Source organism: Methylobacterium sp. BE186 (genome assembly GCF_031457035.1).
Lineage (GTDB): Bacteria > Pseudomonadota > Alphaproteobacteria > Rhizobiales > Beijerinckiaceae > Methylobacterium > Methylobacterium segetis.
The window spans coordinates 43,156-69,417 of sequence record NZ_JAVDVV010000031.1 but is presented as its reverse complement, the minus strand read 5'-3'; the positions used below and the strand labels follow the sequence as shown (position 1 = coordinate 69,417).

Here is a 26,262-nt window from a genome sequence, read left to right as displayed (position 1 = left end):
TGAAGGGCACGGCGGAGGTGACGCTCAACGAGCGGCTGGTGCTGGTGCACGAGAACGAGGCGATCTACCTGCCGATCGGCTCGATGCACCGGCTGTCGAACCCCGGCAAGATCCCGCTGGAGCTGATCGAGGTGCAGGTCGGCTCCTACACCGGAGAGGACGACATCATCCGCGTCGAGGACGTCTACGGACGCTGAAACTGAAGTGGAAATCAAAGGCGAGTCGCAACCCGCAAAATTTCGAATGATTGTGAGATCTCGATCTATGCCAGAAAGTACCCATGGCGGACATCCTGAAATCACGAGACTGATAGTCTCTCAATTTCTCGAAAAAGTGCGTTGATTTTGAAGTCTTTCTAATTGAAACGCGAAATAAGTCGCGATACGGTCAAGCCTACGTGATTGAAACGTAACTTCCATGCTGAAAATCACTTCTAAGGTGTTGCGGAAAATGTCCTTCAGTAGGATCTCGCAACTAAAGCTCAAACGCAGGCGAGCTTACGAGCAGAAGCTAATTAATGGATCAGGGCTTTTCGACGAGAACTGGTATAAGCAGGCCTATCCAGATGTCGCTGGGTTCCCACATAGTCCCCTCGCACATTATCTAGATCGCGGGGCTGCAGAGGGCAGAGCAGCAAGCCCGCTCTTCGATACCCAAGCGTACATCAAGGCTAACCCTGACGTGCGGATTTCGGGAGTCAATCCTCTAGTACATTACATCGAGCATGGCGCACGCGAGGGCCGGTGTGCCCCGCCAACCTCTTCAGAAGATTTAGAAGCCCAATCCAGTTATTGGATGAAAGTAATTAACGACTCTGAACTATTTGACGAGGATTGGTATCTTCGGACCTACCCTGACGTTGCCGCTGGGAAAGAGAGTGCCGTTCGTCACTACATTGAGCGCGGGGCAGCGGAAGGTCGAGCGGCTGGCCCGTTTTTCGATACTGCAGCATACCTTGCGGCCAACGCTGACGTCGCCGAGTCAGGCATTAATCCTTTATTTCACTATATTCAGCATGGAGCGCGGGAAGGCAGGTCATTCGCCAGCACCGAATTCGATATTTTCAGCGATGTTGGACTTGCGGCACTGGTTAAATCACCAACTACTGCAGTAAATTGGAAGCTTGATGTATCAGACGCACCTCTCACCGCTCAGACCGGTGCGCGAATTGTGTTAGGAGCCCTTCGGCAAAGCCGCCAATTACGCATAAGGTTTCCACGAGCACTGCAAGAGGGAGCAGAAGGCGCCTACGCCGTGTGGTTGAAGTCTGAGGGACTGGAAGCCCTCGGCTTCTCGAATCTTTATGGAAGCGCGATTGACGCTGCATTTTCTGAGCGGTTCGATGCAGCTGCCCGCCAATTCCTCGCGTACAATGATGAGCTTCGAGCTGCTGAGCCACTATTTTTATTGCCGACCGGCCTGAAGCGAACGTGCCAAGCGCTTTTTGCAGCTGTCAGTAAAGGAGATTTAAATCTTGAGAGCGTGTGGTGGTTTCTGATCTCGAATGCCGAAGATGTTCAAGCTGCACTCTGCGAGACTTGGGCGATTACTCCCAGCTGGCAGAAAGAAGTGCCTGACGGCGGAACCGTCTTCGGTATAGTTAAACTTGCTGAATGGGTCGCTCGAAGATACGGTTGCCGCGACCATGGCATATTCGCCCAGGACTACCCAAGATTTATGTGCGACGCGGCTCAAGTCCGCCTAGCTTATGCGTGTCGTGAGGATTGGCGCTCGCTCTTCCCGAATGCGTTTTGCGATGTAGCCTCGGCTCAAGATTTTATTAACTTCCTTAATACACCTGCTTCAGGGTTGCATTTTTTGCCGCGAGCATGGTTAGCTGAGCGGTTAAACGGCGATTTAGCTCGAGAGATCGCCCAACCGGGCCTGAATATTCTGGGCCATTTCTCTTATCGTTCAGGTTTGCGTGTCTCGGTTGAAAACATCGTGCGGGGGTTGTCCGGCAGAGGAATAGCTTTGAGTTTACGAGATGTTCCCGTAGCAATAACCATGGATGAGCCCTCAAGCCCTCGCCTCATTGGAGTTGAAACTTACGATATAACGCTAATCCATATTCAGCCGGAGCCTTTTTTCGCACAAGTCTATTCGCGGGCTTGTTTGTCTCCTCGTGAACCACGAACTTATCGAATCGGGTACTGGTACTGGGAGTTGGACGAAGTTCCTTCGTCTTGGAATGAAGCAGCTTTGGGGTGCGATGAACTGTGGACGGCCACTGAATATATTGCCGCTGGATTACGGAAGCGATTTCGGCAGCCAGTTCATGTATTAAGTCCTGGCTTAGAGCTTGAAAAATTTAATTTACAGCCGCGGTCCGAATTCGGGCTCTCGACGGACGAATTTATATTTTTGTTCGTCTTTAGCATGTCTAGCATTCTTGACCGTAAGAATCCGTTTGGATTGATTGAAGCTTTTAAACTCGCTTTTTCGAAACAACCGAGAGTTAGGCTAGTAATAAAAGTCTTGTTTGGGCGACAATATTCGGATTCGCTTGAATCATTGATTGAGGCGGCATCTGGGTGGAATATATCAATAATAAGCGATGACTTTACGCGGGAACAGACTTTAAGTCTTATTGCTGTAGCTGACGCATACATTTCTCTTCATCGAAGTGAAGGCTTCGGGCTAACGATGGCAGAGGCGATGCTACTTGAGCGGCCTGTAATTGCTACTAGATATTCAGGTAACTTACAGTTTATGAATGACAATAATAGTTTGCTTGTAGATTGTGATTTGATTCGACTACAGGAAGATACTCCACCATACAGTGCCTTTCAGACTTGGGCTGAACCCTCCGCGTATCACGCCGCAAATCAGATGCTGCGCTTGTTCAATGATCCTGATTTGCAGCGCGAGCTTGGACGGAAGGGGAAGGAGGATATGGAGAGGCTGTATAATTACCGCGTCGCGAGCCAAGCTATCTGTGCGCGCATCGACCAAATATATAGTGACATGTTACGAAGTCCGGTGACAGGGATCCAACGCTGATTAGCAAGGGCTATTGCGATGTCGGCAAGACATAGGACGAATGTCGAATGGCCGGCAAAAGTGCGTGCATTGACGGGCTCCGTGGATCTATCATTCCCGATTTTAGGTGGTGTGACCATTACGGCCTGTGATCGCTTGAACCACCTGATGGTGTGAGCGTTTCGCCTCTCCTGAGGGAGGAGGAGCGATGCTGTCGGACGCACAATGGGCCGAGTTGGAGCCACTCGTTGAGGCCTGTCGGCCGAAGGGCAAGACGCCACCACAGGATCTGCGCCGCACCGTCTCGGCCATCCTCTGGCGGCATCAGAACGGCGCCAAGTGGCGCGCCGTGCCAGCTGAACTCGGACCTTGGTGGCGTGCCGCTCAGATCTTCATCCGTTGGGCGCGCGCTGGTGTCTGGGAGCGGCTCCTCAGCCTTGTGCAAGAGCGCGGGGTGCAGCTCGGCATGGTGTTCCTCGACGGCACCAGCGTGCGCGCGCACCAGAGGGCGGCGGGGGCTGCTTAGGGATCTCAAGCTGAGCGAGACCATCTTGAGGCGCTTGGCCGCTCTCGTGGCGGATACGGAACCAAGGCTTGCGTGACCGCCGATGGCGCAGGTCGTGCCATCGGGACTATCGGAAATTCCGTGTGAGGGCGGCGAGTTGAACATCAGGCCGCCATGGCCCGGGCGAAGCGCTCGCCGAAGATGACGGCGAACTGGGCCTTGGCCATGATCCACTCACGCGGACCCATCTTCCACGCCTTCTCGGAGCGGTTCAAGACGAGGTAGAGCAGCTTCAGCGCAGCCTCGTCGGTCGGGAAGTGCCCCCGGGCGCGCACAGCCCGACGCAGCGTGGCGTTCAGAGCCTCGATGGCGTTCGTCGTGTAGAGGATCCGACGGACCTCGCCGGGGAAGGCGTAGAACGGGATGACCTCGCTCCAGGCCCGGCGCCAGCTCTGGGCGATGGCCGGATAGCGCCGGCCCCACTCGCCCGCCTCGAAGGCAGCCAAGGCCGCCTCGCCGGCCGTGGCGTCGAGCGCGCGGTAGATGTCCTTCAGCGCGGCCGCCACGAGCTTGCGGTCCTTGTAGGAGACGAAGTCGAGGCTGTGACGCAGCAGGTGGACGATGCAGGTCTGGACCGTTGCCTCTGGAAACACCGACCGGATCGCGTCGGGGAAGCCCTTCAGCCCGTCGACTACGGCCACGAGCACGTCCTCCACGCCGCGGTTCCTGAGCTCGTTCATGACCCGCAGCCAGAACTTGGCGCCTTCGTTCTGCTCCAGCCACAGGCCGAGGATCTCCTTGGAGCCGTCGGCGCGCACGCCCAGCGCGATGTGGACGGCCTTGTTGCGGACCAGGCCCTCGTCGCGCACCTTGATCCGCAGGGCGTCGAAGAACACGATCGGGTAGACCGGCTCCAGCGGCCGGGCCTGCCAGGCGGCGACCTCCTCCAGCACCGCGTCGGTCACCGCGCTGATCAGGCCGGGGGAGACCTCGATCCCGTACAGCTCGCGCAGGTGCCCGACGATCTCCCGGGTGCTCATGCCGCGGGCGTACATCGACACGATCTTATCGTCGAAGCCCGGAAAGCGGCGCTGATAGCGGGCGATCAACTGCGGGTCGAACGTCGCCTGCCGATCACGCGGGATCGAAAGCTCGATCCGGCCGGTCTCAGTAGTCACGGTCTTGCGGCCATAGCCGTTGCGGCTGTTGCCGGCGTCCTCGCCCGCCAGATGGTGGTCCATCTCGGCGTTGAGCGCCCGCTCGGCCAGGGCCTTCTTCAGCGCGTCCAGCAAGCCATCGGCCTCGAACGCCGTCTTGGGATCGGCGCCGGCCAGCAGCTGGTCCAGGAGCGCGTCAGGGATGTGCGGTGCTTTCCGTCGTGCCATCGGGGACCTCCTTCGGGTCCACTATGGCCGCCCAACACGAAATTCCTGACAGTCCCCGTGCCATCGCGTTCCGGATCGCGCACGGTCAGGCGCATGAGCTGCCTCAGGCTATCCCGCTGCTCGGTCAACTGCCGGGCGTGCCCAAGTGGGTGGTGGGCGACCGAGGCTACACCAGCCAACGTTTCCGCGAGCACATCTGGGGCATGGGCCCCCGGCCTGCGATCCCGCCGCAGCGGCACGATGCCCCTGTCGCCTGCCCGGATTGGATCTACACCAACCGCAACCGGGTCGAAGGAGTCCTTACGCAAATGACAAAAGCGGCCTCGTTCGCCGTCGGGTCCGACCGGGATCACGTAGTGGATCTCGACTTCCGCATCGGCGACGATGACCCGATCGACGAGCAGCTCCACCAGTTCGCGCCGTTGGGCGAAGTCGGCGCCGACTAACCCAGTTGCGATGCGACGACAGAACTCCTCCGCCGAGCTCGCCCAGCCCGCAAGCTGAGCTTGCCGGTCCACCCGGCTTTCCAGCTGCTTTGTTTGAACCTCCAGCACCTGGAGGCGATTCTCCGTTGCCTGACGCCGCCGTTGGTACTCCGGCAGCGGGATGACACCGAGCAGAAATGCTTCGGTCAGGCGCTCCAGCTGCCGTTGGAGGCCACCCCGGCCCTGGCGCAACTGCTCACGTCGGGCTTGCAGGTCCTGCGGCAGCCAGCCCCCGCCATGCGCCCGAGCCAAGGCCGCGGCCACCTGCTCGGGCTCGCTCAGCAGAGCACACAGATCCTGCCAGACCAGCTCGTCGAGCTGGTGGGCCGGCGCGTAGCGCGCCGAGCAGGGCTCCTCGCGGCCGCTGCGGCCCGGGTGCCCCTTGGCGCGGCATCCCAACGACGTTCCGCAACCAAACAGGTTCAGCACGCGCCCGAGGTCGTGGGCACCGCAGCAGGCCTCCATAGCTCAGGAAGGCATAGGCGCAGGCCTACGGATAAGGCTTCCGTAATTGGTTGTGTTGCGTCAAGCCCCGAATGAGCGTTACCTCGCCGGCGTCGTGCTTCTTACCGAGGTCAGCAAAGTGCTGCCACATCATGCGGTCAGACAGGGGCGGCAAGCTCATCGATGGTGCGTAGACCACTCCCAAGAACGGCTGCGGCCTCAGCCACGGCCTTGTCGCTCCCTGCGTCCCCGTGACGGGACCTCAAACGATCAGGACGGATCCGCCCCGCTCCGAACGGTTTGCCTCCTTCACGCTGGTAGGCTCTCACTGCCCCAGTGGAAGCTGGTTCCTTCCACCCACATTCTGTACAGCACGACCGCCAGCTTCCGGGCCAGCGCGACTTTCGCTCGCTTCATGCCCCGCCGCGTGGCCACCTCAAATGCCCAGCGCTTCAAGGCTGAGAAGCGCACCGCGCCCGTCAGTAGGATGTGGGCGACTTCGAAGAGGGCGGTTCGCACCAACACGTTGCCCAGGCGGAGGACTGCACCCATGATGTCCGTCTCGCCTGACCGGTGCTTGTGCGGAGTCAGGCCGAAAAGCGCGCCGACATCCTTGGAGCGCCGAAAGCGCGCCGGAGCATCCACGCTCGAGGTGAAGGCGATCAGCGCCCCCACTCCTGGCACCGTCATCAGCCGCCGACAGACCTCATCCGTACGTATGATCGCCAGCATCACCCGATGCAGCTCGGAAAACTCCGATCGGAAAGCCTCGCATGCCTTCAGCATCGCTTCGGCCACCCGGTCCAACATGGTGTGACCGGCGACGCGGCGGTGTATTGAGTGTGCCATGGTGAAAGACACAACGAAGCACTTCATCGCCACTGCGATTCAGGGTTGGACGATGCGCTTCGCTTGAGGCAAAACGCACCCGTGATGAGGAAGGTGAGTTTTAATAGCATGCGGCTAAAAATTCGGAGACCGTTGTTTCGAGCGAAAGCCGCGCGGGAGCGTGGCCTCGCGGAGCAGGTCGACGCATCTTGGTACCTTGCCCGATATGCAGATGTGTCGGCTGAAGGCATGGACGCGACAGAGCATTATAGACGCTTCGGCCGCGCTGAAGGACGCTTTCCGAACGAGGTGGTTGAGGCTCAGCACCTTGCGGCCCAAGCAATCAGCCGCTTGAACGAGCAAGTAGGTGCTCTCGCGAGCAACTTGCAAGATGTTCGTCAACATGTTCCCAGTTTGCTCAACGCAATCGCGACCGTACCCGCTCTTTCACATGCTCTCGCTGCGAATGAAATTTCTAACCGCAAGAAACACGATCAGATAGACGCGATGGATCGCAGCCTGGAGGAAGTGCGTCAACACATCCCAAAACTGATAAATACGATAGATGCTTTTCCAGCACTGATTCACGAACTTAACGATCTAAAAAAAGTAGTGTCCCAGACCGATGCCGCCCTCCATGATTTGCGTGTACGAGTTTCAATAGCAATAGAGAGGTTAGAGAGGAATACCACCGAGCTAGACCAGCTTCGGCTAACAACCGCTTATATCCAAGATGACTGTGCCGATATTTCGAAATCTTCGGAAAATGCAAGACGAGGTATCGGCGAATTATGGGGACGCTTGGAGGTCAAACGAAATGAGATTTTTCATGAGATTTCGTCCGAGAGCGGTTCCGCGGAGATGAAAAATACGCCGGCCGCTTGTAGAATATTGAATGAAGGAAAAGTCAAGCACGCGAAATTATCAAAGGACATTAAGTTGAACCTTGGATTCGATTTTGTGCCTTTAAACGACCATATTAACGTGGGTGCTCTAGAAATTCCAGGTGTTGATGTCGTCGCTGATATTGGCGAAATGCCATTTGAGGAGTCGAGCGTCAATGAAATACGCTCTGCTCACTTGTTAGAGCATCTTCCGCAAGAGCGACTTAGACGATTGCTGCGATATTGGCGTGGACTTCTCAAAGAGGGAGGAAAATTCCGTGCAATCGTCACAGACGGAGAAGCAATGCTGAGTGGGGTAAACAGCGGTACATATTCTTTTGATGACTTCCGCATGGTTCTGTTCGGAGCGCAAGAGTACAACGTGAGATCACAATTGAATATGTTTACCCCTGAGAGTTTGCGAATAATATTGAAAGAGTCGGGTTTTGACGAAATTGTGTTTGTGCAGAAAGGCCGTATAAATGGAGCATTATTTGAGTTTGAAATTATCGCTACTCGCTAAGCTGAAGTAATGACTTTCGAATTTGCGAAAGCATTTGGATTTTTACGGGGATTACCAATTTCTTGGAGTTATACTCGTGAACTTAGATAATTTATTGTTCAATCCGAAAGTATCTATAATAATATGCACCGATGGCCGAGCAAAAAGTCTTTCCGTTACTATTGACAGCCTGCAATCGCTTAAATACAAGAATTTCGAAATCTGCGTAGTATATGGTCCGACCCGTGACGGAACAAGGCAGATCATCGCCGAATGGTCACATTTGATAAAATTTGCTCATTGTCCGGAAAGAAATTTGTCGAAATCTCGCAACATTGGGCTCGCATTAGCATCGGGCGAAGTTGTAGCCTTCTTGGATGATGATGCAATACCGGAACCTGAGTGGCTAAACGAAATAGTTTTACCATTCCGAGATCCGAAAGTTGCAGTCGCCGGGGGATTCCTTCTCGATCATACGGGCGTATCTTATCAGTGGCGGTACGGAACAACAGACAGACTCGGCCGCGCTGACCTCACCTGGAGCCGCGCCGCGCCGGAGTTTAATTTTCCTTTCTCAGAGAGCTTTCCGCACGTCATTGGCGCTAATAGCGTATTCAGGCGAGAAAATCTTCTTAACGCCGGCGGTTTCGACGAACATTTTGCCTATTTTCTCGATGAAACTGACGCCATTCTGCGCGTGCTAGATTCCGGAGGCAAGGTTGAGCAGTTGAACGGCGCGCGCGTGCATCACAAATTCCGTCCTAGCCACCTTCGCTCGGAAGAAAAGATTCTTACTAGCTGGTATAATATAGTATATAGCAAGACATATTTCTGCTTGGTCAACGGTGTTTATTACTACTCAATGTCTCAGATTATGAGTGAAATAATTGCATTTGCTGAGGGCCTACGCCGAGATCTTGAGTGGGCGGTAAGCACTGGTCTGCTCAGTGCAGACTTTTCTGCGAAGTTTGATTCCGAAGTTAACCTAGCTTTAAAGGACGGTCTGACTAGCGGGCTAAAAGGTGAAAGACAACTATACGAGCGCCATCACTACGCATCTTTTGAAGAGCCGTTCAAACATTTCGGATTGTCCGGTCGTTTAGAAGGTAATTATGTGGTTTGCATTATAACGCAGAACTATCCTCCACATGTTGTTGGAGGTAAGGGTGAGTATATTCACTTGCTCGCGCGCATTTCGGCGAAGCTTGGGTATCAAGTGCATGTCCTTGCAAAAGCTGATTCACATTCGACCGTTGATTTTGAGGATAGCGTCTGGGTGCACCGCATTGCCCAGGAGTTCCGACCTCGCTGTGCTGGGGCCCGTACGCTCCAAGTGCCGCAGCACATGTGGGATTACTCCGCATCAGTGTTGCAAGAGATCCAAAATATCAATGAAATTAGACCAGTTGATGTAATTTACGCACCTATTCAGGGTTGTGTAGGAATTGCAGCATTGTTAAGCGGCGAGTTCAACCTAGTCACAGCAATTCAGAATACTTTAAAATATCGTCTTGAAAGCTGCGAGCACCTTATTGCAGATGAAATATCTATGCGAGATTTTTCCGAGTCGATGATGCGGATTGAGCGAGAGTTACTTAAACGGTCGAGTGGCATTCATGTAATAAGCTCGGCGACTATATGTGAAATTGAGAGCGCCCACGATGCTAAATTTAACTCAGAACTTATGGCTGTTATTCCACTTGGACAAGAAGATTTATCAGTTTTGCCCTTTTTAGAGCCACCTCCTATTTCTCAGAATACTATAAGAATCTTATTCGTGGGACCATTGGAAGATCGCAAGGGGGCCGACATACTTATGGCCGCACTTCCAGAGATACTGATCTCGAATGCGGAAGCCATCGTTGATATAGTTGAGAGCGATCAGATTCCAGCCGAAAAAGGGCACACCTATAGGCAGATCTTTGAGTCTGATCATTCTAATGAAAATTTCAGCTCAAGAGTGACATTCCACGGCGAAGTTGAAGAGCTGGCGCTTCGTGGTTTTTACCGGTCTTGCGACGTATTCGTCGCTCCATCCCCCTCCGAGTCGTCTGGGTTAATTTTGCTTGAAGCAATGATGTTTGGTAAACCGGTGGTCGCCTGTCGTTCTGGGGCTACGGTCGAGATTGTTGAAGATGGTGTCACAGGATTTCTTATTGAGCCGGGTAGTGTGGTTGCGCTCAGTGAAAAGGTCACTTCGCTCATAATCAATTATGATCTTCGGAAGCGCATGGGTGAGGCAGCACGCGCTCATTACGAGGCGCATTTCACCCCTGAGCAAATGACCGAGAACGTCTTAGCTTTTTTGAAGAGAATAACCGCTTCATACTCTATGGCGAACTGATGATTTAGATTCGGACTGGGATACGAAGAAAATCGTTGACCGTCGAATCGCGGGGACGTGTTGGGTTTAGTGGAGAAGCAAGCTTTTCTGGGTGGCCGTTCATTGCTTCCTGGAAGCCGGCATGTAGGTCTGTAGATGCAAAGTGCAAGTCGCTGGCCAAAGGGGCCTGGAGTGTAGATGCGGCCTATCATGTGGCTTGACGTGTGTCTCTCAGGAGGCGGTCGCCTAGAGCTATTGCCGACCGCTGCGGGTCGGTTGGGGTTCCCTGACGAGACGTGATCTGATTCCCTGTGGTCATCGACAGGAGGATCGATGGGGTCACCGTTGTCATCGGATCTGCGCGAGCGCGTCGTAAAGGCTGTGTCGGAGGGCGCCTCGCGGCGTCAGGCCGCCGAGCGGTTCGGGGTCAGTCCCGCCAGCGCCATTCGCTGGCAGGAGAGCTTCGAGCAGGAAGGCCGGGTGGTGGCCAAGCCGCAGGGCGGCGACCGGCGCTCACAGCACGTGGAAGCCCATGCCGACCTGATCCTGCGCCTGCGCGCGGAGCAGCCGACACGGATCCTGTCGGAGTTGCGTGCCCTCCTGGCCGAGCGCGGCATCACGACCAGCGAGAGTGGCCTGTCGCGCTTCTTCCGGCGCCACGCCGTCACGCACAAAAAACACGTTCCACGCCGCCGAGCAGCAGCGGCCGGATGTGAGGGCCGAGCGCGAGGACTGGTTCAAGGCCCAGGACGAACTCGATCCCGAAAGGCTCGTCTTCCTCGACGAGACGGCGAGCACCACCAACATGGTGCGCCGCTACGGCTGGGCGCCGCGTGGCGAGCGCTGCCGGGTCGCGGTTCCGCACGGACATTGGAAGACGACCACCGTCACGGTCGCCCTGCGCACCAGCGGGGTGGCGGCCATGGCCCTGTTCGACGGAGCCACCAACGGCGAGCGCTTCCGGGCCTACGTCACCGACACCCTGATGCCCGTGCTGAAGCGGGGTGACACGGTGATCATGGACAACCTCGGTGCTCACAAGGTGGCCGGCGTGCGCGAGGCGATCGAGGCCGTGGGCGCCAAGTTGCTCTACCTTCCGCCCTACTCGCCGGACTTCAACCCGATCGAACAGATCTTCGCAAAGCTGAAGGCCGACCTACGCAAAGCCGCCGCTCGGACGCTTCCAGACCTGGAAGCGGCGATCCGATCCGCCTTCGACAGTCTCACTCCAAAGGCTTGCCGCAACTGCCTCACAGCGGCCGCATACACCGCATACGATCCAACCTGATCGGCATCAGCTCTAGTGCAATCGTCAAAAGTAACTTCTGATCTACCGTAGGGGGTAAATTTTTGGCGAAGCGCTGCGCGAATCTTCTCTGAATAGCGTGATCGAGGTGCTTATTCCAACCAGCTTCAAGGTGACGCAACGGTCCAGTCCTTTTTCAGTGAGTTGGCACAATTGGGGCCTAAGTTGCTTTATGCTGTTCCAGCTGTCGGACAATGCCGGCATTGCTGGGGCGAGCTACATGGAACCAAAATGGCTAAATCCCGGATCATACGGTGGTACAAAGCGCCTGAAAGGAGAACATACAGACCGTAGAGGGTCGGGAGAACCGTTATTATGGGTTTGAGTAAATATTTCGCCGCAATGCTGCGAACTGCAGTGGTGTTGAAGGAAACGGGAGCGAATATGTCATAGCCTCGCATTCGCGACAGATAAATCTTTGCCTTAAGGTGTGTCTTTTCCGATGGCTCAAAAGTGCCGGTTGCACGAGCGGATCGGTACCTCATCATTTATTCTGAAAAATCGTGTGCGCTATCGCTTCTGAGCACTGCTAAGAAAGCTATTTACCTTCAGAGGTGTGTAATATCGAAGTGTAAAAAGGTAAAAAATTTACATGAATGATCGCAAATACGAGCCTTCTAAGACGCGGGATGATCAGGAAAGGATACGTCCGAAAGTTGCTATAATCAATAGCATCGCGGTTAAGAACGATGCTATATCCGCTTCTGTAGTCGACACATATAAATCTCTTGCTTACAATAATCTATTCGAAGTTTCTTTGTTCTGCTACAAAAACGATTTCACCGAGATTCCGGCTCGGATAATTTCAGGGGTCAATGAACTGATTTTCGACCGTGGCTATCTAGATGCCGATGTCATTCTTTGGCATTTTGGGATCTATTATGAGCTTTTTAACGCTGCGCTTTTAGGAAACGGTCATGCTCGACGCGTTGTGCGATTTCATAACATTACTCCGAAAGAGTTCGTTCCTGTATCCGCATGGGATATAATCGATCAGTCGAATAGACAGAGCCACTTTTTGCGCTCAGTTGACGAGGTTTGGGCTGATAGCTTTGTCAATGCGGAGGCAGCGCGTTCTCTGGGAGTTCAGCCCAGCAGGATTCAGGTAATTCCTTTGATAGTCGACGAAGGCACAACCGCCGATATTTTTGATAAAAGCTCTTCTGATGTCAAGATTCTATTTGTCGGACGCTTCGTTTCATCGAAGGGCGTGCTTGAACTTCTTCAAGTCGTCGATCGACTGTGCCAAAGAGGCAACATTCGATCGATTACACTGAACCTTGTCGGAAACATCGAATTCTCTGACATCGATTATATCGATAAATTGACTAAGTTTATTGATATAAATGGGCTGAGTAGAATCGTAAATATGCTTGGTTCTGTTACGAGTGCGGAGTTATTGCAACTCTATAGAGATTCTCACATACTTGCTATACCGTCATACCACGAAGGTTTCTGTAAGCCGGTAATTGAGGGTCTCAGAAACTCTTGTATACCTGTAGGATATGCTGCTTATAACGTGCCTTACGTTGCGAACGATCTTGGCCGTCTTGTAGAGCCAGGAGATCTACGCAAACTCGAAGAAGCTTTTTGGGAGATCGCCAATGCATTACCCGGTGCGCTGATTTCACCGAATCTGCCGCGCCTTCCTTTAGACATGGGGTATATAAGCGCTGCGGAGTTTACAGCGAAATCACGGTCATATGTTGAGCAGTTTTCAGGTAAAATAGTGGGAGCTACCATGCGGTCGCGGCTGCACCGTCTGCTTGAGCTGTGATCCGCCTGATGATGGCCGCCCGGTGGCTCTTATTGCCGGCTGCGATTCAACGGCCGCGTCTATTCTGCTTCGTTGTTTGCGGCTGCGACCCGTAGGCGAGGGATCGCCTCGACGCTGCCGCGCGCATTGCGTCGAGGGATAGCAGGGTGGAAAAGTCGCTGTAGTCCGCCGTCAGCACGAGGGCGAGGCCCTACGGCCGCGTGCGCGATCTCGAACGCCCGCTCGGGCGCAAGACCATGGAGGCGGAGGCCCTCGACCTCGCCCGCACAAATAAACCGAGCATACCGCCCGCCTCCTGAGGCGGCCCGACGGGCGGTTCGCGGCGAAGGGGGTCGCTGACGGGCGGCGCGCCGCTGCGGGCGCGTTCTACTGGGCAAACGCTGCCGGATGAGCGTGCCGTAGAAGACTGGGAAACCGCTTCACTCACTGCCGGCCTGGCCACGAGCGGCATCACCGCGCCCTGGCTGGTTGATGGGGCGATGAACGGGCAGGCCTTCTGCACCTACGTGACGGACATGCTCGCCCCAACGCTTCAGCCCGGCGAAACGGTCGTGCTCGACAACCTGCCGGCCCACGAGGTCAGCGGTGTCCGCGAGCGGATCGAGGCCCTGGGAGCCAGGTGCTTGTACCTGCCGTCCTACAGCCCCAATCTCAATCCGATCGAACTGGCCTTCGCCAAGCTCAAGATTCTCCTGCTCAGTGCGGCGGCGCGAACCATCCCAGACCTCTGGGAAGCCATGCGGCGAAGCCTGGATCGCTTCCGCCCAGATGAGTGTCGAGCCTACCTCGCCGCTGCCGGCTACGGCGCAACCTGATCGGATGCGGCTCTAGTTCGGAGAAGCATGAGAATTCTTTTTGCGGAGGCGGACGCCAGCACCGCCGCCGTTCTCCGGAATGAACTCAAGTCCGGCATCCTCAAGCGCTTGCCGCATCTTCTCTAAGCTGCTCACACGCGCATCCTGTCCCGCCTCGAACCGGTTGACGGTATTAATCCCTATACCGGCTTCGCGAGCGAGATCCTGCGTGCTCCAGCCGAGCGCAGCACGGGCCATACGGCATTGAAATGGCTTCATTAGGTGAAAAGTAACCCACTTGTGGTTGACATATGCCCGTAGGCGGCTACACCTCTAATGGTGATATTTTCACCAAAGGAGGCTTGATGTCCCGGTATCGAACCATCTCGTGGTCCGCTGCTCTGCGCGAGATGAAAGCTGATCGCGACCGCACTCCGGTCGAGGAACGGCGCGCCTTCAACACCAACAGGGTTTACGCAGACATTGCGAAAAGGCGCGCGCGCGTTGCTTCTCTCTCCACGCCATTTTTCGTCGCAGGATGTTACCAGCGCCGCCCCATTATGATGGCTGCCATAGACGCAGCAAAGGCTCGTCAAGCCGTGATGGGCGAGCCCTGGAACATCTGCCTCTCCGCCGCTCTCAAAGGAACCTGGCAGGCCGCGAAGGAAGCTCGTGCGTTCGCTGCCCATCAGGCTCGGCGTGATGCCGAACGCGCGCAGCGAGCGAAACTGCGGCCCACCCCCGACCATGTGACCTCACCAAGAGGGAAAGGGCGCCCCGCACCAAGTCGTCATCCGCAGCCGCCGGGGTCGCCTGGAAAAATGCATGACGCATTATCTAGGTCGCTCCGAAGTATCCCGGTACCCATTGCCCCGCACATCTCTGGGCCTCAGCCCTGAACCCTGCTCTGCGTTGAGCCTGGTCCCCTTGCCCCCCGTCGGCTGAGGTGCCGGCAGTCTAGGTTCACCACATCTCCTCAAAATTAGCGAGGCACCATGCCCACCAACAGAACGCGCTCGCGCGCGACCAATCCCGCATGCCTAACCGTCGCCTCCACAGGCCTCCGCGCGAAGCTCGTCACCGACGAGCAGGATACCGAACTTCGAGCCTTAATCGAGCGCTACGAGCAGCTCCTCTGCAACTGGGAGGACCTCTCTCACCGAGCCCTCAAAGCCCTCGCCGATCGCTCCCCTCGCACCCACAAGCGCAGCCATGCCCCTCATCACCCCTGAGGATATCGGCACCACCCTGCGCAGGTGCCTCTCCCCACGTCGACGACTCCAAGCCTGGGAGCGCACGAACGGGAAATGCGTGGTCTGTGGTGACCGCATCGACGGCGTTCGCGAGCGCTGGATCGTGGAACATATTCGCGCCCTTGAACTCGGCGGTGCCGACGAGCTCGACAACATGGGTCCGGCGCACGAGGCGTGCGGACGCGAGAAGACCCGGGACGATCACGCCCGCGCGGCCCAGGCCAAGCGACAGAAGCTCCGCCACATCGGCGCGACGGCATCCGAACGCCCCCTGCCTGGTTCGAAGGCGAGTTCACTCAAGCGCAAAATCAACGGGACTGTAGTGCCAAGGGAAACTGTGCTGTTCGGTAAAACGATCAGATCAATGAATGAACGTGACACATCTACCACTTCGCGGTGGAAGGCGAGCACCGGCGTCAAAAACACTCTGGACGAAAGAACCGATATTTCTTCTGGCTGGATCGGCTCGAGAGAGCCCACATCCGAAGAGGTAGCCTTGACCCCGCAAAATACCGTCTCGCCGATGCCGTCGGCCTTTCCCGGGAAGGTGCCGACGCACGCGTCCCAGGAGCTGCTTCCGGCGCTCCCGGCCCATCTCGCATTCCTGTTCGAGGAGCGCCCGCTGCTGCCGGGCGAGAGTTCGGACCAGTACGACGCGATCCTCACGAGCATCGCCCAGGAGATCAAACCCCGCGACGCCATCGAGGGCATTTGGACGAAAAACGTTGTCGACCTGATCTGGGAAGCCAAACGGCTACGCATCTGGCGCCAGCGGATCCTGATTCAGGCACGCCTGAAGGCAGCCGAGATGCTGATCAAGCCGGTCCTGGAGGATCGCGATAGGGGCGTCTTCCGCCTCGACGACGGTATTGAGAGCGAAGCCCGCACGGCGGCGCTCGGATGGCTGAACGGTTGCGCGTCTGGGACGGCGGTCTTCGAGGAACTGCTGAAGGGAAGGGGGCTGACCACAGCCGACGTGATCGCAAAGGGTTTCGAACTCAAACTGCAAGATCTGGAACGGATCGACCGGATGGTTATGAACGCGGAGGATCGGCGCGACGCGCTTCTGCGGGAGATCGAGCGCAAGCGTGCGAGCTTCGGCAAAGGCCTTCGGGCGGCGACCGACGACATCATTGATGTGGAGCCGATCACCTCCTCCGCGAGCCTCGCGCAGCAGAGCGCCTGAAATGACGTCCGACCGCGCCACCAAAGCGAACCGGCGCAATGCGCAAGCGAGCACCGGTCCGCGCACTTCGTCCGGCAAACAGCGGGCATCTCAGAACGCGCGCAGCCACGGGCTCTCGGCTCGTCACGATGCTGCGGACGACGCTGAAGTCGTCCGCCTCGCTGAGACGATCCTCGGTGATCACGGAAGCGATCCTGAGATCGCAGGCGCCGCACTCGCACTTGCTGAGGCACAGGTCATGCTCGCCCACGTCCTCTCCATCAAGGCGAGGCTGATCCGCGAGGAGGTGGAAGTCGAACCGATCTCCTCGTGCTTGGATGATCAGTTCGCTACCCCGCCGTCCGCCACTCTCCTCCAGCGGCTTGAGCAACTGGATCGCTACGAGCGACGCGCGTTCTCACGACGGAAATCGGTTGCCCGCCGGTTCCTAAACTTGGCTTCCAACGGAGGGGCCTCTCTGTGCCGCGAGGGCGAGGGCCGCCTGCGATGAAACAAGTCTCTCTGGGGAACCCTTCGGCTCCTACCGTGGATGCGACATCCAGCGTCTCAACCTGTCAGCGCGATCATCAGGCCAACACAGACATGACCGCTGACGACCTGTTGGAAGCCGCAGCCGTACCGCTCATGCGCAAAACGATCGAGCTGGCTTTGTCTGGCGACCGCGTCTCCTTGCGCTACTGCCTTGACCGGCTCGCTCGTTCGAAGGCCACCCGTCCAGTGCCTTTCACCCTGCCGGAGGTGAACGCTCCTGAAGACCATCCGAAGGCGACGCGGGCGCTGCTCGAGGCAGTTGCATCGGGTGCACTGCATTCCGAAGATGCGGCGGCCCGTGCAAAGCTGCTCGACGCGCACGTCCAAGCAATGACGCTCCAATCTTTTGTTGATCGCCTGGAGTACCTCGAAGCGAGGCAGGGCCAATGAAGGCGTTGCTGCGCGATATCAAACGACGTATCGAGCGCGTGGAAAAAGATTTGGGATTGCACGAGCAGCTCTTCACGGTCGAAGCCCGCAGCGAATCTGAATGCAATGCAAAAATTGCGGAAATTGAAGCAACTCAGTTCGTCGGAAAGAACGCAATTTTTGTATGGCTTGTGGATTTTTCCGACAACGACGCGAATTAGTCTGCATTTTGACTAAAGTTTTCGACGGTTATTACGTTTTAATAATTACAATAATCTGCGAAATTTAGATTTTTTTCGACGTTTAACGCAAGAAAACAACAATGGTTCCTTTGCATAGCTGCCGCAGTAAGGCCGCATGCAGGGTGATGTTCCTGTATCCCCGCGCAGCCAAGCCTCGCAGCCGGCTTGGATGGAGGTCGGAAAAGCAGCAATTTGGCAAAACGAACCCATTTCGCTGTGTCGTCGTGGGTGCGTCGTCAAAATCTTCAACCAGCACTTCCGACCACCTCCGTCTGCGAACGTCAGACGACCGGCCCAGCCGGGTCGCCCGTCGCATGTTGCGCACAAGCCACGCCACGCCAGGCCGCAAAACACTCCCAAAAATCTGAGGAACAAAGATCCTCGCCCGTGCTTTCCCGCTTAGGTAGTCCGCGGAAGAAATGCGGAAACGCTGAGACGATCTTCCAGATTTAACTCAGATTAATGTATCGGAGACCGCGGTTTTTCCTATCCGCAGATCGCCGATCACGATCAGGGATATCGCTAAAGCGTGGCAGCACTTGCTCTCATCACCGGCGGAGCCGGCTTCATCGGGCGCCATCTCGCGACCGCCCTGCTTCGGCGGGGCTACCAGGTGCGTGTCCTCGACAGCCTCATCGAGCAGGTCCACGGCGGGCGCACGAGCCCGTCCGGCCTCGATCCCGCGGTCGAGTTCGTCGCCGGCGACGTTCGGGACGCGGAAGCGGTTGCCAAAGCGCTCAGCGGCGCCACCCATGTCGTGCACCTCGCCGCCGAAGTCGGTGTCGGGCAGAGCATGTACGCTGTCGAGCGCTACGTCTCGGTCAACGATTGCGGGACCGCCACCCTGTTCCAGGCGCTGATCGATGCGCCCGTGAAACGGATCGTCGTCGCCTCCTCGATGAGCATCTACGGCGAGGGGCTCTACCGCAGGCCGGACGGCGCCACGGTCGAGGACGCCGCGCGCCAGAACCGGCGCCCGGGTGAGCCCTGGGATCCGACGGATGCGGAAGGCCGCCCCCTCGCACCCATCGCGACGCCGGAAGCGAAGAGCCCTGCGCTCGCCTCCGTCTACGCCCTCACGAAATACATGCAGGAGCGGCTGACCCTGACGCTGGCGCCGGCCTACGGCATGGAGGGCGTCGCGCTCCGCCTCTGGAACGTCTACGGGCCGGGCCAGGCCCTCTCGAACCCCTATACGGGCGTGCTGGCGATTTTCGCCTCGCGCCTCCTCAACGGCCAGCCGCCGATGATCTTCGAGGATGGCGAGCAGCGGCGCGATTTCGTCCACGTGGAGGATGTGGCACAGGCCTTCGTCCTGGCGCTCGAGCACCCCGCCGCGGTCGGGCAGGTCTACAATGTCGGCAGCGGCGAGGACCGCTCGGTCCGTGAGGTCGCGCAGCTTCTCGCCCAAGCCATGGGCCGCGAGGACATCGCGCCGGAGGTGACGGGCCAGGCGCGGGCGGGCGACATCCGCCACTGCATCGCGGATATTGCCAAGATCCGGCGGGAGCTCGGCTACGCGCCGCGGCGCGACTTCGCGGAGGGTCTCGCCGAACTCGCCGCCTGGGTGGCCGAGCAGGAGGCGGTCGACCGCGTCGCGGATGCGCGGCGCGAACTCGAAGCCCGCGGGCTCGTCGCGTGAGCGCGCCCGGGACGCTCTCGGGGCAGGGCGGTCGCCCGATCCTCGTCACGGGCGGCGCGGGGTTCGTCGGCGCGAACCTCGCCGACGCGCTCGCCCGCGAGGGTCACGCCGTCATCGTCTACGACGCGCTCGCCCGCGCCGGCGTGGAGGCCAACCTCGCCTGGCTCCGGCAGCGGCATCCGGCGCGCATCAGCGCCGTCGTCGCCGATGTGCGCGATCGCGGCGAGCTCGCCCGAGCGGTGGCGGAGGCCGGCGCCGTGGTCCACTTCGCCGCGCAGGTCGCCGTCACCACGAGCCTCGTCGCCCCGCGCGACGACATGGAGGTGAATCTCGGCGGGACCCTCAACCTCCTGGAGGCGATCCGGGCGCGTAGCGCCCCGGTGCCGCTCCTCTTCGCCTCGACGAACAAGGTCTACGGCAACCTGCCCGACATCGCGCTGGTCCAGGAGGGCGAGGCCTATCTCCCCGGCGACGCATCCTTGCGCGCCCGCGGCATCGGGGAGGACCGGCCCCTCGATTTCCACACCCCCTACGGCTGCTCCAAGGGCGCTGCGGACCAGTACGTCCTCGATTACGCCCGCAGCTACGGCATCCCGACCGTGGTCATGCGCATGAGCTGCATCTATGGCCCCCGCCAGATGGGCAACGAGGACCAGGGCTGGGTCGCCCATTTCCTGATCCGCGCCCTGCAGGGCCTGCCGATCACGCTCTACGGTGACGGGCGGCAGGTGCGCGACATCCTGCACGTGCAGGATGCGGTGGCGGCCTACCGCGCGGCGCTGGCGCGGATCGACCGGGTTGCCGGGCGCGCCTTCAATCTCGGCGGCGGGCCGGAGAATGCGGTCAGTCTGCGCGAGCTCCTCGCCCATCTCGGCACGCTGATCGGACGCACCATCGAGACCGAGTACGCCGATTGGCGCCCGGGCGACCAACGCTACTACGTCTCCGACACGCGCGCGGTCCGCGAGGCGCTGGGCCTCGCGCCCGCCACGCCCTGGCGCGAGGGCGTCGCGATGCTGGCGGCGTGGCTGCGGGAATGGCTCGCGACGGAGCGTGGCCCTGCGCCCCGCACGCGCATGGCGGAGGCGGCGCTGTGAGGGTCGCGCTCGTCAACCCGCCCTGGGATTACCGCAACAGCATCTATTTCGGCTGCCGTGAGCCGCACCTGCCGCTCGAGCTCGGCTATGCCGCGGCGCTGCTGCGCACGGCCGGCCACGAGACCTTGATCGTCGACGCGCATCTCGAGGGCCTCGACGCCGAGGCCGCCGCCGCGGCGGTAGCCGCGTTCGGGCCCGGCATGACGGTGGTGACGACGGCACCGAGCTACCTGTTCTGGCGCTGCGCCCCGCCGGAACTGCGCGTGCCGCGCCTCTTCCTCGACGCGCTCGGGGCTCGCGGCGGGCGAACGGTCGCAGTCGGCCCGCACGGCTCGGCGACGCCCGGCCCCACGCTGGCGAAGCTCGGCTGCGACCTCGTCGTGCGCGGCGAGTGCGAGGAGGTGGTCGCGCGGCTCGCCGACGCCGAGAGCGTGAAGGACGTGCCCGGCACCGCCCTCCGCACAGGCACCGGGACGCTCGTGACCGGCCCGCCCCAATCCGCGCGGTTCACAGACCTGCCCGCCCTGCGCTGGCCCGACGCCTGGATCGCGCGCCACCGCCACCATCATCACCGCTTCGAGGCGGCCCCGGACGGGCCGGGCGCCGAGGTCGAGGCGTCGCGGGGCTGCCCCTACACCTGCAGCTTCTGCGCGAAGATCGACTTCCGCGATGCGTATCGCCGCCGCGACCTCGGCATCCTCCTCGACGAGATCGACGGGCTGATCGCGCAGGGCGCCACCTACCTCTACTTCATCGACGAGATCTTCCTGCCGCAGAAACCCCTCCTCGAAGCCCTCGTCGCCCGCGACGTCCGCTTCGGCATCCAGACCCGGATCGATCTCTGGAAGCCGGACATGCTGGACCTTCTCGGCGCGGCGGGCTGCGTCTCCATCGAGGCCGGGATCGAGAGCCTGACGGAGGAAGGCCGCGCCCGCCTCGACAAGAAGTGCCGCGCCACGACCGACGACCTCGCCGAGCGGCTGATCCACGCCCGCCGCTCGGTCCCCTTCGTCCAGGCGAACCTGATCGCGGTGGCGGGCGACGATGCCGACCTCGTCGCCGCCTGGCGCGACCGGCTGCGGGGGGAGGGGGTCTGGGCGAACGATCCCGTGCCGCTCTACCCCTATCCGAGCTCGCCCGATTACCGGCGCCTTTGGGGCGAGCCCGACGACGCGGCCTGGGAGCGGGCACACGCCCATTACCTCGGCCAGTTCGAGCGCTTCAGCGACATCCAGGAGGAGCGTCCCCTGCCGCTCCCTGAGCTCGAGGCGGCCTGCACATGCCGGTGAGCGCAGGCCACGTCCTGATGAGCGCGGACGCCGTCGGCGGGGTCTGGCAATACGGGCTCGATCTCGCGGGCGGATTGCGCAGCCGGGGCTACGCCGTCACGCTGGCGCTGATGGGCCCGGCGCCCGCCCCCGAGATTCTAGCGGCGGCCGAAGGCGCCACGGGCGCGCGCATCGTTCCGACCGGGCTGCCGCTCGACTGGACCGCGGGCACGCCCGGGGCGATCCGCGATGCGGCCGCCGCGCTCGCCCGTCTCGCCCACGAAATGGGGGCCGATCTCGTCCACCTGCACAGCCCGGCCTTCGCGCTCGCGGAGTTCGGCCGGCCCGTCGTGGCGGTCTGCCATTCCTGCGTCGCGACGTGGTGGGATGCCTGCGGCGAAGGCTGTCTCCCGCGTGACCTCGCTTGGCGCCGCGATCTCGTGGCCGAAGGCTGCCGGCGGGCCGACCGGCTGCTCGCCCCGACCCGGGCCTTCGCGGCGGCGACGCAGAGCGCCTACCGGCTCCCCGCGCCGCCCGTTGTCGTCCGAAACGGCCGCGCGGCCGCGCGCGCCATCTCCGCGGACCGCGCGCCCCACGCCTTCACGGCGGGCCGCCTCTGGGACCGGGCCAAGAACGCCGAGGCGCTCGACCGCGTCGCCGCCCGGCTCGGCCGGCCCCTGCGCGCCGCCGGGCCGGTCGAGGGCCCGAACGGGGAGGCGGCCCGCTTGTCCCATCTGCACCTCCTCGGCCGCCTCGACGATGGGGAAATCGCGCGCGAACTCGCGGGCCGACCCGTCTTCGTGTCGCTTGCGCGCTACGAGCCGTTCGGCCTCGCGGCCCTCGAGGCGGCCGCTGCCGGCTGCGCCCTGGTCCTGTCCGACATCCCGACCTTCCGCGAACTCTGGCAGGGCGCGGCCTTCTTCGTGCCGCCGGACGACGACGCGGCCGCGGCGCGAGCGATCGAGACTCTCGTCGCCGACCCGGCGCGGCGCGGCGACCTCGGGCGGGCGGCGCGCGTCCGCGCGGGCGAATACGGGGTCGAGGCGATGGTCGAGGGCGTGCTCGGCGTGGTCCGTCCGCTCCTCGGCGCCGCGCAGGCGCGGATACCCGGCGAGGCGGCCGCATGAGGATCGCCTACTTCACGCACTCGCTCGCCTCGTGCTGGAACCACGGCAATGCCCACTTCCTGCGCGGCGTGCTGCGGGAATTGATCGCCCTCGGCCACCGGGTCGAGGCCCACGAGCCGGCTGACAGCTGGAGCCTCGCCAACCTGCTCGCCGACCACGGCGAGGCGGGACTCGCGGCTTACCGGAGCGCCTATCCGGACCTGACCTCGCGCACCTTCGCCGGGACGGCCGAGGCGGTGGAGCGGGCGTCCGGCGCCGACCTCGTCCTCGTGCACGAGTGGAACGATCCGGCCCTGATCGCGGCCCTCGGCCGGGCCCGCAAGCGCGGCGCGTTCGGCACGCTCCTGTTCCACGACACCCATCACCGCGCGGTCAGCGCCCCGGAGGAGATGGCCGCCTTCGATCTCTCGGGCTACGACGGCATCCTCGCCTTCGGCGCGGCGCTCGCGGAAGTCTATCGCGGCCGGGGCTGGGGCAGCCGGGCCTTCGTCTGGCACGAGGCCGCCGATACGCGCCTGTTCCGTCCGCCCACCGAGCCCGTGCCGCGCCAGGGCCTCGTCTGGATCGGCAATTGGGGTGACGGCGAGAGGACGCAGGAACTGGAGTGCTTCCTGTTCCGCCCCGCTTTGAGCGCCGGATTGCCGCTCGACATCTACGGCGTCCGCTACCCGGAGACGGCGCTCACCACGCTGGCGCGATACGGGATCCGGTATCACGGCTGGGCGCCGAACGCCGCCGCGCCGGGCCTCTTCGCCCGACACCTCGCCACGATCCACGTGCCGCGCCGCTTCTACGTCGAGGCGCTGCCCGGCATCCCGACGATCCGGGTCTTCGAGGCGCTGGCCTGCGGCATCCCGCTCGCATCCGCCCCCTGGGACGATGCCGAGGCGCTCTTCACGCCGGGCGCCGACTACCTCGTCGCCCGGGACGGCGCCGAGATGGAACGGCACCTGCGCGCTCTGACCGAGGATTCCGCGCTCCGCGCGGCGCTGGCCGCGCACGGTCTCGCGACGATCCGCGCCCGGCATACTTGCCACCACCGTGCGGAGGAACTCCTCGGCATCGCCGCCGGCCTCGGTGCCACCGACCTGATGGAGGCCGCGCAATGAAGATCGCCTTCTACGGCTCCTCCCTGCTCTCGTCCTACTGGAACGGCGCGGCGACCTATTACCGGGGCCTGCTCCGCGATCTCGCCCGGCGCGGCCACCGCATCACCTTCTACGAGCCCGACGCCTTCGAGCGGCAGCAGCATCGCGACATCGACCCGCCCGACTGGGCGGAGGTCTGCGTCTATGCCGCCTCGCCGGGGGCGATGCGCGCCGTCCTGGCCGAGGCGGCGGGTGCGGACGTCGTCGTCAAGGCGAGCGGCGTCGGGATCTTCGACGACGAGCTTCTGGAGGGGATCGTCGCGGCCTCGCGGCCCGAGGCCATCCGCATCTTCTGGGACGTCGATGCGCCCGCCACGCTGGCCGAGATGCGCGCCAACCCCGGACATGCGCTCCACCGCGCGATGCCCGCGCTCGACCTCGTTCTCACCTATGGCGGCGGCCCGCCGGTGGTGGCGGCCTACGAGGGGTTCGGCGCCCGGGCCTGCATCCCGGTCTACAACGCCCTCGACCCGGAGACGCACCACCCGGTCCCTCCGGACCCGCGCTTCTCCGCCGACCTCGCCTTCCTGGGCAACCGCCTGCCGGACCGGGAGGCGCGCGTGGAAAAGTTCTTCCTCGTCGCGGCCGCGCGGCTCCCCGAAAAGTCGTTCCTGATCGGCGGCAACGGCTGGGAGAGCCGGGGACTGCCCGCCAACGTCCGCCATCTCGGCCACGTCTACACGCGGGAGCACAACGCCTTCAACGCGACCCCGCGCGCCGTGCTCAATATCGCCCGCGACAGCATGGCCGCTGTCGGATTCTCGCCCGCGACCCGCGTCTTCGAGGCGACGGGCGCCGGCGCCTGCCTGATCACCGATGCCTGGGAGGGGATCGAGCTGTTCCTCAAGCCGGGCGAGGAGGTTCTCGTCGCCCGCGACGGGCGCGACGTCGCCGAGCACCTCGCGGCCCTCACGCCTGATCGCGCCCGCACCATCGGGGAGGCGGCCCGCGCCCGCATCGTCGCCGAGCACACCTATGCGCGCCGCGGCGCCGAGGTCGACGCGATCCTGAAGCAGGAGGCCGCTCGGAAGGCGGAGGGCGCGCCCCGGCGGAGCGTCGCCTGATGGCCGCTCCCCTCAAGCTCGTCGTCCTGGGCCTCAGCCTGTCCTCCTCCTGGGGCAACGGCCACGCCACCACCTATAGGGCGCTGCTGAAGGCCTTCGTGGCGCGCGGCCACGAGGTGCTGTTCCTGGAGCGGGACGTGCCCTGGTACGCCGCGCACCGCGATCTGCCCGAGCCCGATTTCTGCCGGCTGGTCCTCTACCCGGACCTCCCGAGCCTCCAGCTCCATCGCGGGGCGATCGCGGGCGCCGACGCGGTGATCGTCGGCTCCTACGTGCCGGAGGGGATCGCGGTCGGCGAGCGCGTCCTGGCCGTCGCCAACGGCGTGCGCGCCTTCTACGACATCGACACGCCGGTTACCCTCGCTGCCCTGGAGGCGGGCACCTGCACCTACCTCGCCCGTGCTCAGATCGCGCAATACGATCTCTACCTCTCCTTCACCGGCGGCCCGACCCTGCGGCGCCTGGAAGAGCGCGACGGCTCGCCCGCCGCGCGCGCCCTCTACTGCTCGGTCGACCCGGACGCGCACCCGCCGCTCGACCACGCTCAGGCCTACGACCTCAGCTATCTCGGGACCTACAGCCCGGATCGGCAGCCCACCCTCGAACGCCTCCTGATCGAGCCCGCGCGCCGGGCTCCCGAACTCCGCTTCGCCGTAGCCGGCCCGCAATATCCGGACGGGATCGATTGGCCCGCCAATGTCGACCGGATCGAGCATCTGCCTCCGGAGCGCCATGCGGGCTTCTACGCGGCGAGCCGCTACGCCCTGAACGTGACCCGCGCCGACATGATCCGGGCAGGCTGGAGCCCGAGCGTCCGCCTGTTCGAGGCCGGCAGCATCGGCACGCCGCTGATCAGCGATCGCTGGGACGGGCTCGACGACGTGCTCGTGCCGGGCCGCGAGATCCTGTGCGCCGACACGACGGAGGACGTGCTCGCCATCCTGCGCGACCGCTCCGAGCCGGAGCGCCGCCGGATCGCCGCGGCCGCCCGCACCGCGATCCTCGCCCGCCACAGCGCCGCGCACCGCGCCGCCGAGCTCGAACGCTTCCTGCGCGAGGCCGCGTCCCGGCGCGCGCCTTCCGTGCCTGTCCTTGAAACGCTGAGTGAGTGAAGGGTCGA

The 26,262-nt window shown here is 61.3% G+C and carries 19 protein-coding genes and 6 pseudogenes; 21 read left to right on the top strand and 4 right to left on the bottom strand.

Translation table 11 applies throughout. The features are described from left to right. The 3 genes and pseudogenes from cpsB to J2X36_RS23325 all read left to right on the top strand — a co-directional run. Positions 1–197 (top strand): annotated as a pseudogene (cpsB, locus tag J2X36_RS23335) (mannose-1-phosphate guanylyltransferase/mannose-6-phosphate isomerase); the annotation flags it as partial. 220 nt (positions 198–417) lie between these two features. Beyond that, the gene (locus tag J2X36_RS23330) at positions 418–3,003 is read left to right on the top strand and encodes a glycosyltransferase family 4 protein (RefSeq protein ID WP_310354245.1); all 2,586 of its coding nucleotides are present in this window, start codon (positions 418–420) and stop codon (positions 3,001–3,003) included. A gap of 187 nt (positions 3,004–3,190) precedes the next feature. Then, positions 3,191–3,610 (top strand): annotated as a pseudogene (locus tag J2X36_RS23325) (IS5 family transposase); the annotation flags it as partial. 41 nt (positions 3,611–3,651) lie between these two features. Here J2X36_RS23325 and J2X36_RS23320 read toward each other — a convergent pair. After that, entirely contained in the window at positions 3,652–4,872 is a 1,221-nt protein-coding gene (locus J2X36_RS23320; RefSeq protein ID WP_310354243.1) for an IS256 family transposase, read from the bottom strand. Between the two features lie 56 nt (positions 4,873–4,928). Between J2X36_RS23320 and J2X36_RS23315 the strand changes: the two are divergent. Continuing rightward, positions 4,929–5,189, top strand: a pseudogene (locus J2X36_RS23315) (transposase); the annotation flags it as partial. A gap of 921 nt (positions 5,190–6,110) precedes the next feature. Here the strand turns inward: J2X36_RS23315 and J2X36_RS23310 are convergent. After that, positions 6,111–6,626, bottom strand: a pseudogene (locus tag J2X36_RS23310) (transposase); the annotation flags it as partial. 252 nt (positions 6,627–6,878) lie between these two features. Here J2X36_RS23310 and J2X36_RS23305 point away from each other — a divergent pair. The 6 genes and pseudogenes from J2X36_RS23305 to J2X36_RS23280 form a co-directional block, all read left to right on the top strand. After that, positions 6,879–8,036: a methyltransferase domain-containing protein gene (locus J2X36_RS23305; protein ID WP_310354241.1), complete on the top strand. Its 1,158-nt coding sequence runs from the start codon at positions 6,879–6,881 to the stop codon at positions 8,034–8,036. Positions 8,037–8,070: 34 nt separating this feature from the next. Further along, positions 8,071–10,359 carry a glycosyltransferase gene (locus J2X36_RS23300; protein ID WP_310354239.1) on the top strand — a complete coding sequence of 763 codons (2,289 nt, stop codon included), beginning with the start codon at positions 8,071–8,073 and terminating at the stop codon, positions 10,357–10,359. A gap of 312 nt (positions 10,360–10,671) precedes the next feature. Next, a protein-coding gene (locus J2X36_RS23295; RefSeq protein ID WP_310354237.1) for an IS630 family transposase occupies positions 10,672–11,626 on the top strand; the annotation gives its coding sequence in 2 pieces (ribosomal slippage) (positions 10,672–11,012 and positions 11,011–11,626; 957 coding nt in all). A gap of 610 nt (positions 11,627–12,236) precedes the next feature. Beyond that, positions 12,237–13,421 carry a glycosyltransferase gene (locus tag J2X36_RS23290; RefSeq protein ID WP_310354235.1) on the top strand — a complete coding sequence of 395 codons (1,185 nt, stop codon included), beginning with the start codon at positions 12,237–12,239 and terminating at the stop codon, positions 13,419–13,421. Between the two features lie 197 nt (positions 13,422–13,618). Continuing rightward, a pseudogene (locus tag J2X36_RS23285) lies at positions 13,619–13,761 on the top strand (IS3 family transposase); the annotation flags it as partial. Positions 13,762–13,766: 5 nt separating this feature from the next. Beyond that, positions 13,767–14,236 (top strand): annotated as a pseudogene (locus tag J2X36_RS23280) (IS630 family transposase); the annotation flags it as partial. A 12-nt stretch (positions 14,237–14,248) separates the two neighbouring features. Here J2X36_RS23280 and J2X36_RS23275 read toward each other — a convergent pair. Continuing rightward, the gene (locus J2X36_RS23275) at positions 14,249–14,473 is read right to left on the bottom strand and encodes a helix-turn-helix domain-containing protein (protein ID WP_310354251.1); all 225 of its coding nucleotides are present in this window, start codon (positions 14,471–14,473) and stop codon (positions 14,249–14,251) included. A 20-nt stretch (positions 14,474–14,493) separates the two neighbouring features. After that, complete coding sequence (locus J2X36_RS23270; protein ID WP_310354234.1) at positions 14,494–14,964, bottom strand: hypothetical protein; 471 nt, start codon at positions 14,962–14,964, stop codon at positions 14,494–14,496. A 463-nt stretch (positions 14,965–15,427) separates the two neighbouring features. Here J2X36_RS23270 and J2X36_RS23265 point away from each other — a divergent pair, with 463 nt between their 5' ends. The 11 genes from J2X36_RS23265 to J2X36_RS23215 all read left to right on the top strand — a co-directional run bounded on the left by J2X36_RS23265 (position 15,428) and on the right by J2X36_RS23215 (position 26,254). Continuing rightward, positions 15,428–16,654: an HNH endonuclease signature motif containing protein gene (locus J2X36_RS23265; protein WP_310354233.1), complete on the top strand. Its 1,227-nt coding sequence runs from the start codon at positions 15,428–15,430 to the stop codon at positions 16,652–16,654. A 1-nt stretch (position 16,655) separates the two neighbouring features. Further along, positions 16,656–17,144, top strand: coding sequence for a hypothetical protein (locus tag J2X36_RS23260; RefSeq protein ID WP_310354232.1), 489 nt, complete (start codon positions 16,656–16,658; stop codon positions 17,142–17,144). A 92-nt stretch (positions 17,145–17,236) separates the two neighbouring features. Then, entirely contained in the window at positions 17,237–17,575 is a 339-nt protein-coding gene (locus J2X36_RS23255) for a hypothetical protein (protein WP_310354231.1), read from the top strand. Continuing rightward, entirely contained in the window at positions 17,572–17,775 is a 204-nt protein-coding gene (locus J2X36_RS23250) for a hypothetical protein (protein ID WP_310354229.1), read from the top strand. The genes J2X36_RS23255 and J2X36_RS23250 overlap by 4 nt, the downstream gene beginning before the upstream one ends. A gap of 550 nt (positions 17,776–18,325) precedes the next feature. Further along, positions 18,326–19,438: an SDR family NAD(P)-dependent oxidoreductase gene (locus J2X36_RS23245; protein ID WP_310354227.1), complete on the top strand. Its 1,113-nt coding sequence runs from the start codon at positions 18,326–18,328 to the stop codon at positions 19,436–19,438. Further along, positions 19,435–20,535, top strand: a complete 1,101-nt coding sequence (locus tag J2X36_RS23240) for an SDR family NAD(P)-dependent oxidoreductase (protein WP_310354226.1) — start codon at positions 19,435–19,437, stop codon at positions 20,533–20,535. The genes J2X36_RS23245 and J2X36_RS23240 overlap by 4 nt, the downstream gene beginning before the upstream one ends. Beyond that, entirely contained in the window at positions 20,532–21,824 is a 1,293-nt protein-coding gene (locus tag J2X36_RS23235; RefSeq protein WP_310354225.1) for a TIGR04295 family B12-binding domain-containing radical SAM protein, read from the top strand. The genes J2X36_RS23240 and J2X36_RS23235 overlap by 4 nt, the downstream gene beginning before the upstream one ends. Then, positions 21,815–22,930 (top strand): glycosyltransferase family 4 protein, encoded by a 1,116-nt coding sequence (locus tag J2X36_RS23230; RefSeq protein ID WP_310354223.1) that lies wholly within the window; start codon positions 21,815–21,817, stop codon positions 22,928–22,930. Before J2X36_RS23235 ends, J2X36_RS23230 begins: the two co-directional genes overlap by 10 nt. Next, the gene (locus tag J2X36_RS23225) at positions 22,927–24,039 is read left to right on the top strand and encodes a glycosyltransferase (protein ID WP_310354221.1); all 1,113 of its coding nucleotides are present in this window, start codon (positions 22,927–22,929) and stop codon (positions 24,037–24,039) included. Before J2X36_RS23230 ends, J2X36_RS23225 begins: the two co-directional genes overlap by 4 nt. Beyond that, positions 24,036–25,142: a glycosyltransferase gene (locus J2X36_RS23220; RefSeq protein WP_310354219.1), complete on the top strand. Its 1,107-nt coding sequence runs from the start codon at positions 24,036–24,038 to the stop codon at positions 25,140–25,142. The genes J2X36_RS23225 and J2X36_RS23220 overlap by 4 nt, the downstream gene beginning before the upstream one ends. After that, positions 25,142–26,254 (top strand): glycosyltransferase, encoded by a 1,113-nt coding sequence (locus J2X36_RS23215; RefSeq protein WP_405029844.1) that lies wholly within the window; start codon positions 25,142–25,144, stop codon positions 26,252–26,254. The genes J2X36_RS23220 and J2X36_RS23215 overlap by 1 nt, the downstream gene beginning before the upstream one ends. Positions 26,255–26,262: the final 8 nt, after the last annotated feature.

What these genes read in the sequence shown, in the direction of transcription:
- J2X36_RS23330 (WP_310354245.1), top strand. Translation starts at nt 418, where the DNA reads ATGCTGAAAATCACTTCTAAGGTGTTGCGGAAAATGTCCTTCAGTAGG.
- J2X36_RS23250 (WP_310354229.1), top strand. Translation starts at nt 17,572, where the DNA reads ATGAAGGCGTTGCTGCGCGATATCAAACGACGTATCGAGCGCGTGGAA.
- J2X36_RS23305 (WP_310354241.1), top strand. Translation starts at nt 6,879, where the DNA reads ATGGACGCGACAGAGCATTATAGACGCTTCGGCCGCGCTGAAGGACGC.
- J2X36_RS23290 (WP_310354235.1), top strand. Translation starts at nt 12,237, where the DNA reads ATGAATGATCGCAAATACGAGCCTTCTAAGACGCGGGATGATCAGGAA.
- J2X36_RS23265 (WP_310354233.1), top strand. Translation starts at nt 15,428, where the DNA reads ATGCCCCTCATCACCCCTGAGGATATCGGCACCACCCTGCGCAGGTGC.
- J2X36_RS23230 (WP_310354223.1), top strand. Translation starts at nt 21,815, where the DNA reads ATGCCGGTGAGCGCAGGCCACGTCCTGATGAGCGCGGACGCCGTCGGC.
- J2X36_RS23215 (WP_405029844.1), top strand. Translation starts at nt 25,142, where the DNA reads ATGGCCGCTCCCCTCAAGCTCGTCGTCCTGGGCCTCAGCCTGTCCTCC.
- J2X36_RS23275 (WP_310354251.1), bottom strand. Translation starts at nt 14,473, where the DNA reads ATGGCCCGTGCTGCGCTCGGCTGGAGCACGCAGGATCTCGCTCGCGAA.
- J2X36_RS23270 (WP_310354234.1), bottom strand. Translation starts at nt 14,964, where the DNA reads ATGGTCGGGGGTGGGCCGCAGTTTCGCTCGCTGCGCGCGTTCGGCATC.
- J2X36_RS23220 (WP_310354219.1), top strand. Translation starts at nt 24,036, where the DNA reads ATGAAGATCGCCTTCTACGGCTCCTCCCTGCTCTCGTCCTACTGGAAC.
- J2X36_RS23320 (WP_310354243.1), bottom strand. Translation starts at nt 4,872, where the DNA reads ATGGCACGACGGAAAGCACCGCACATCCCTGACGCGCTCCTGGACCAG.
- J2X36_RS23260 (WP_310354232.1), top strand. Translation starts at nt 16,656, where the DNA reads ATGACGTCCGACCGCGCCACCAAAGCGAACCGGCGCAATGCGCAAGCG.
- J2X36_RS23225 (WP_310354221.1), top strand. Translation starts at nt 22,927, where the DNA reads ATGAGGATCGCCTACTTCACGCACTCGCTCGCCTCGTGCTGGAACCAC.
- J2X36_RS23255 (WP_310354231.1), top strand. Translation starts at nt 17,237, where the DNA reads ATGACCGCTGACGACCTGTTGGAAGCCGCAGCCGTACCGCTCATGCGC.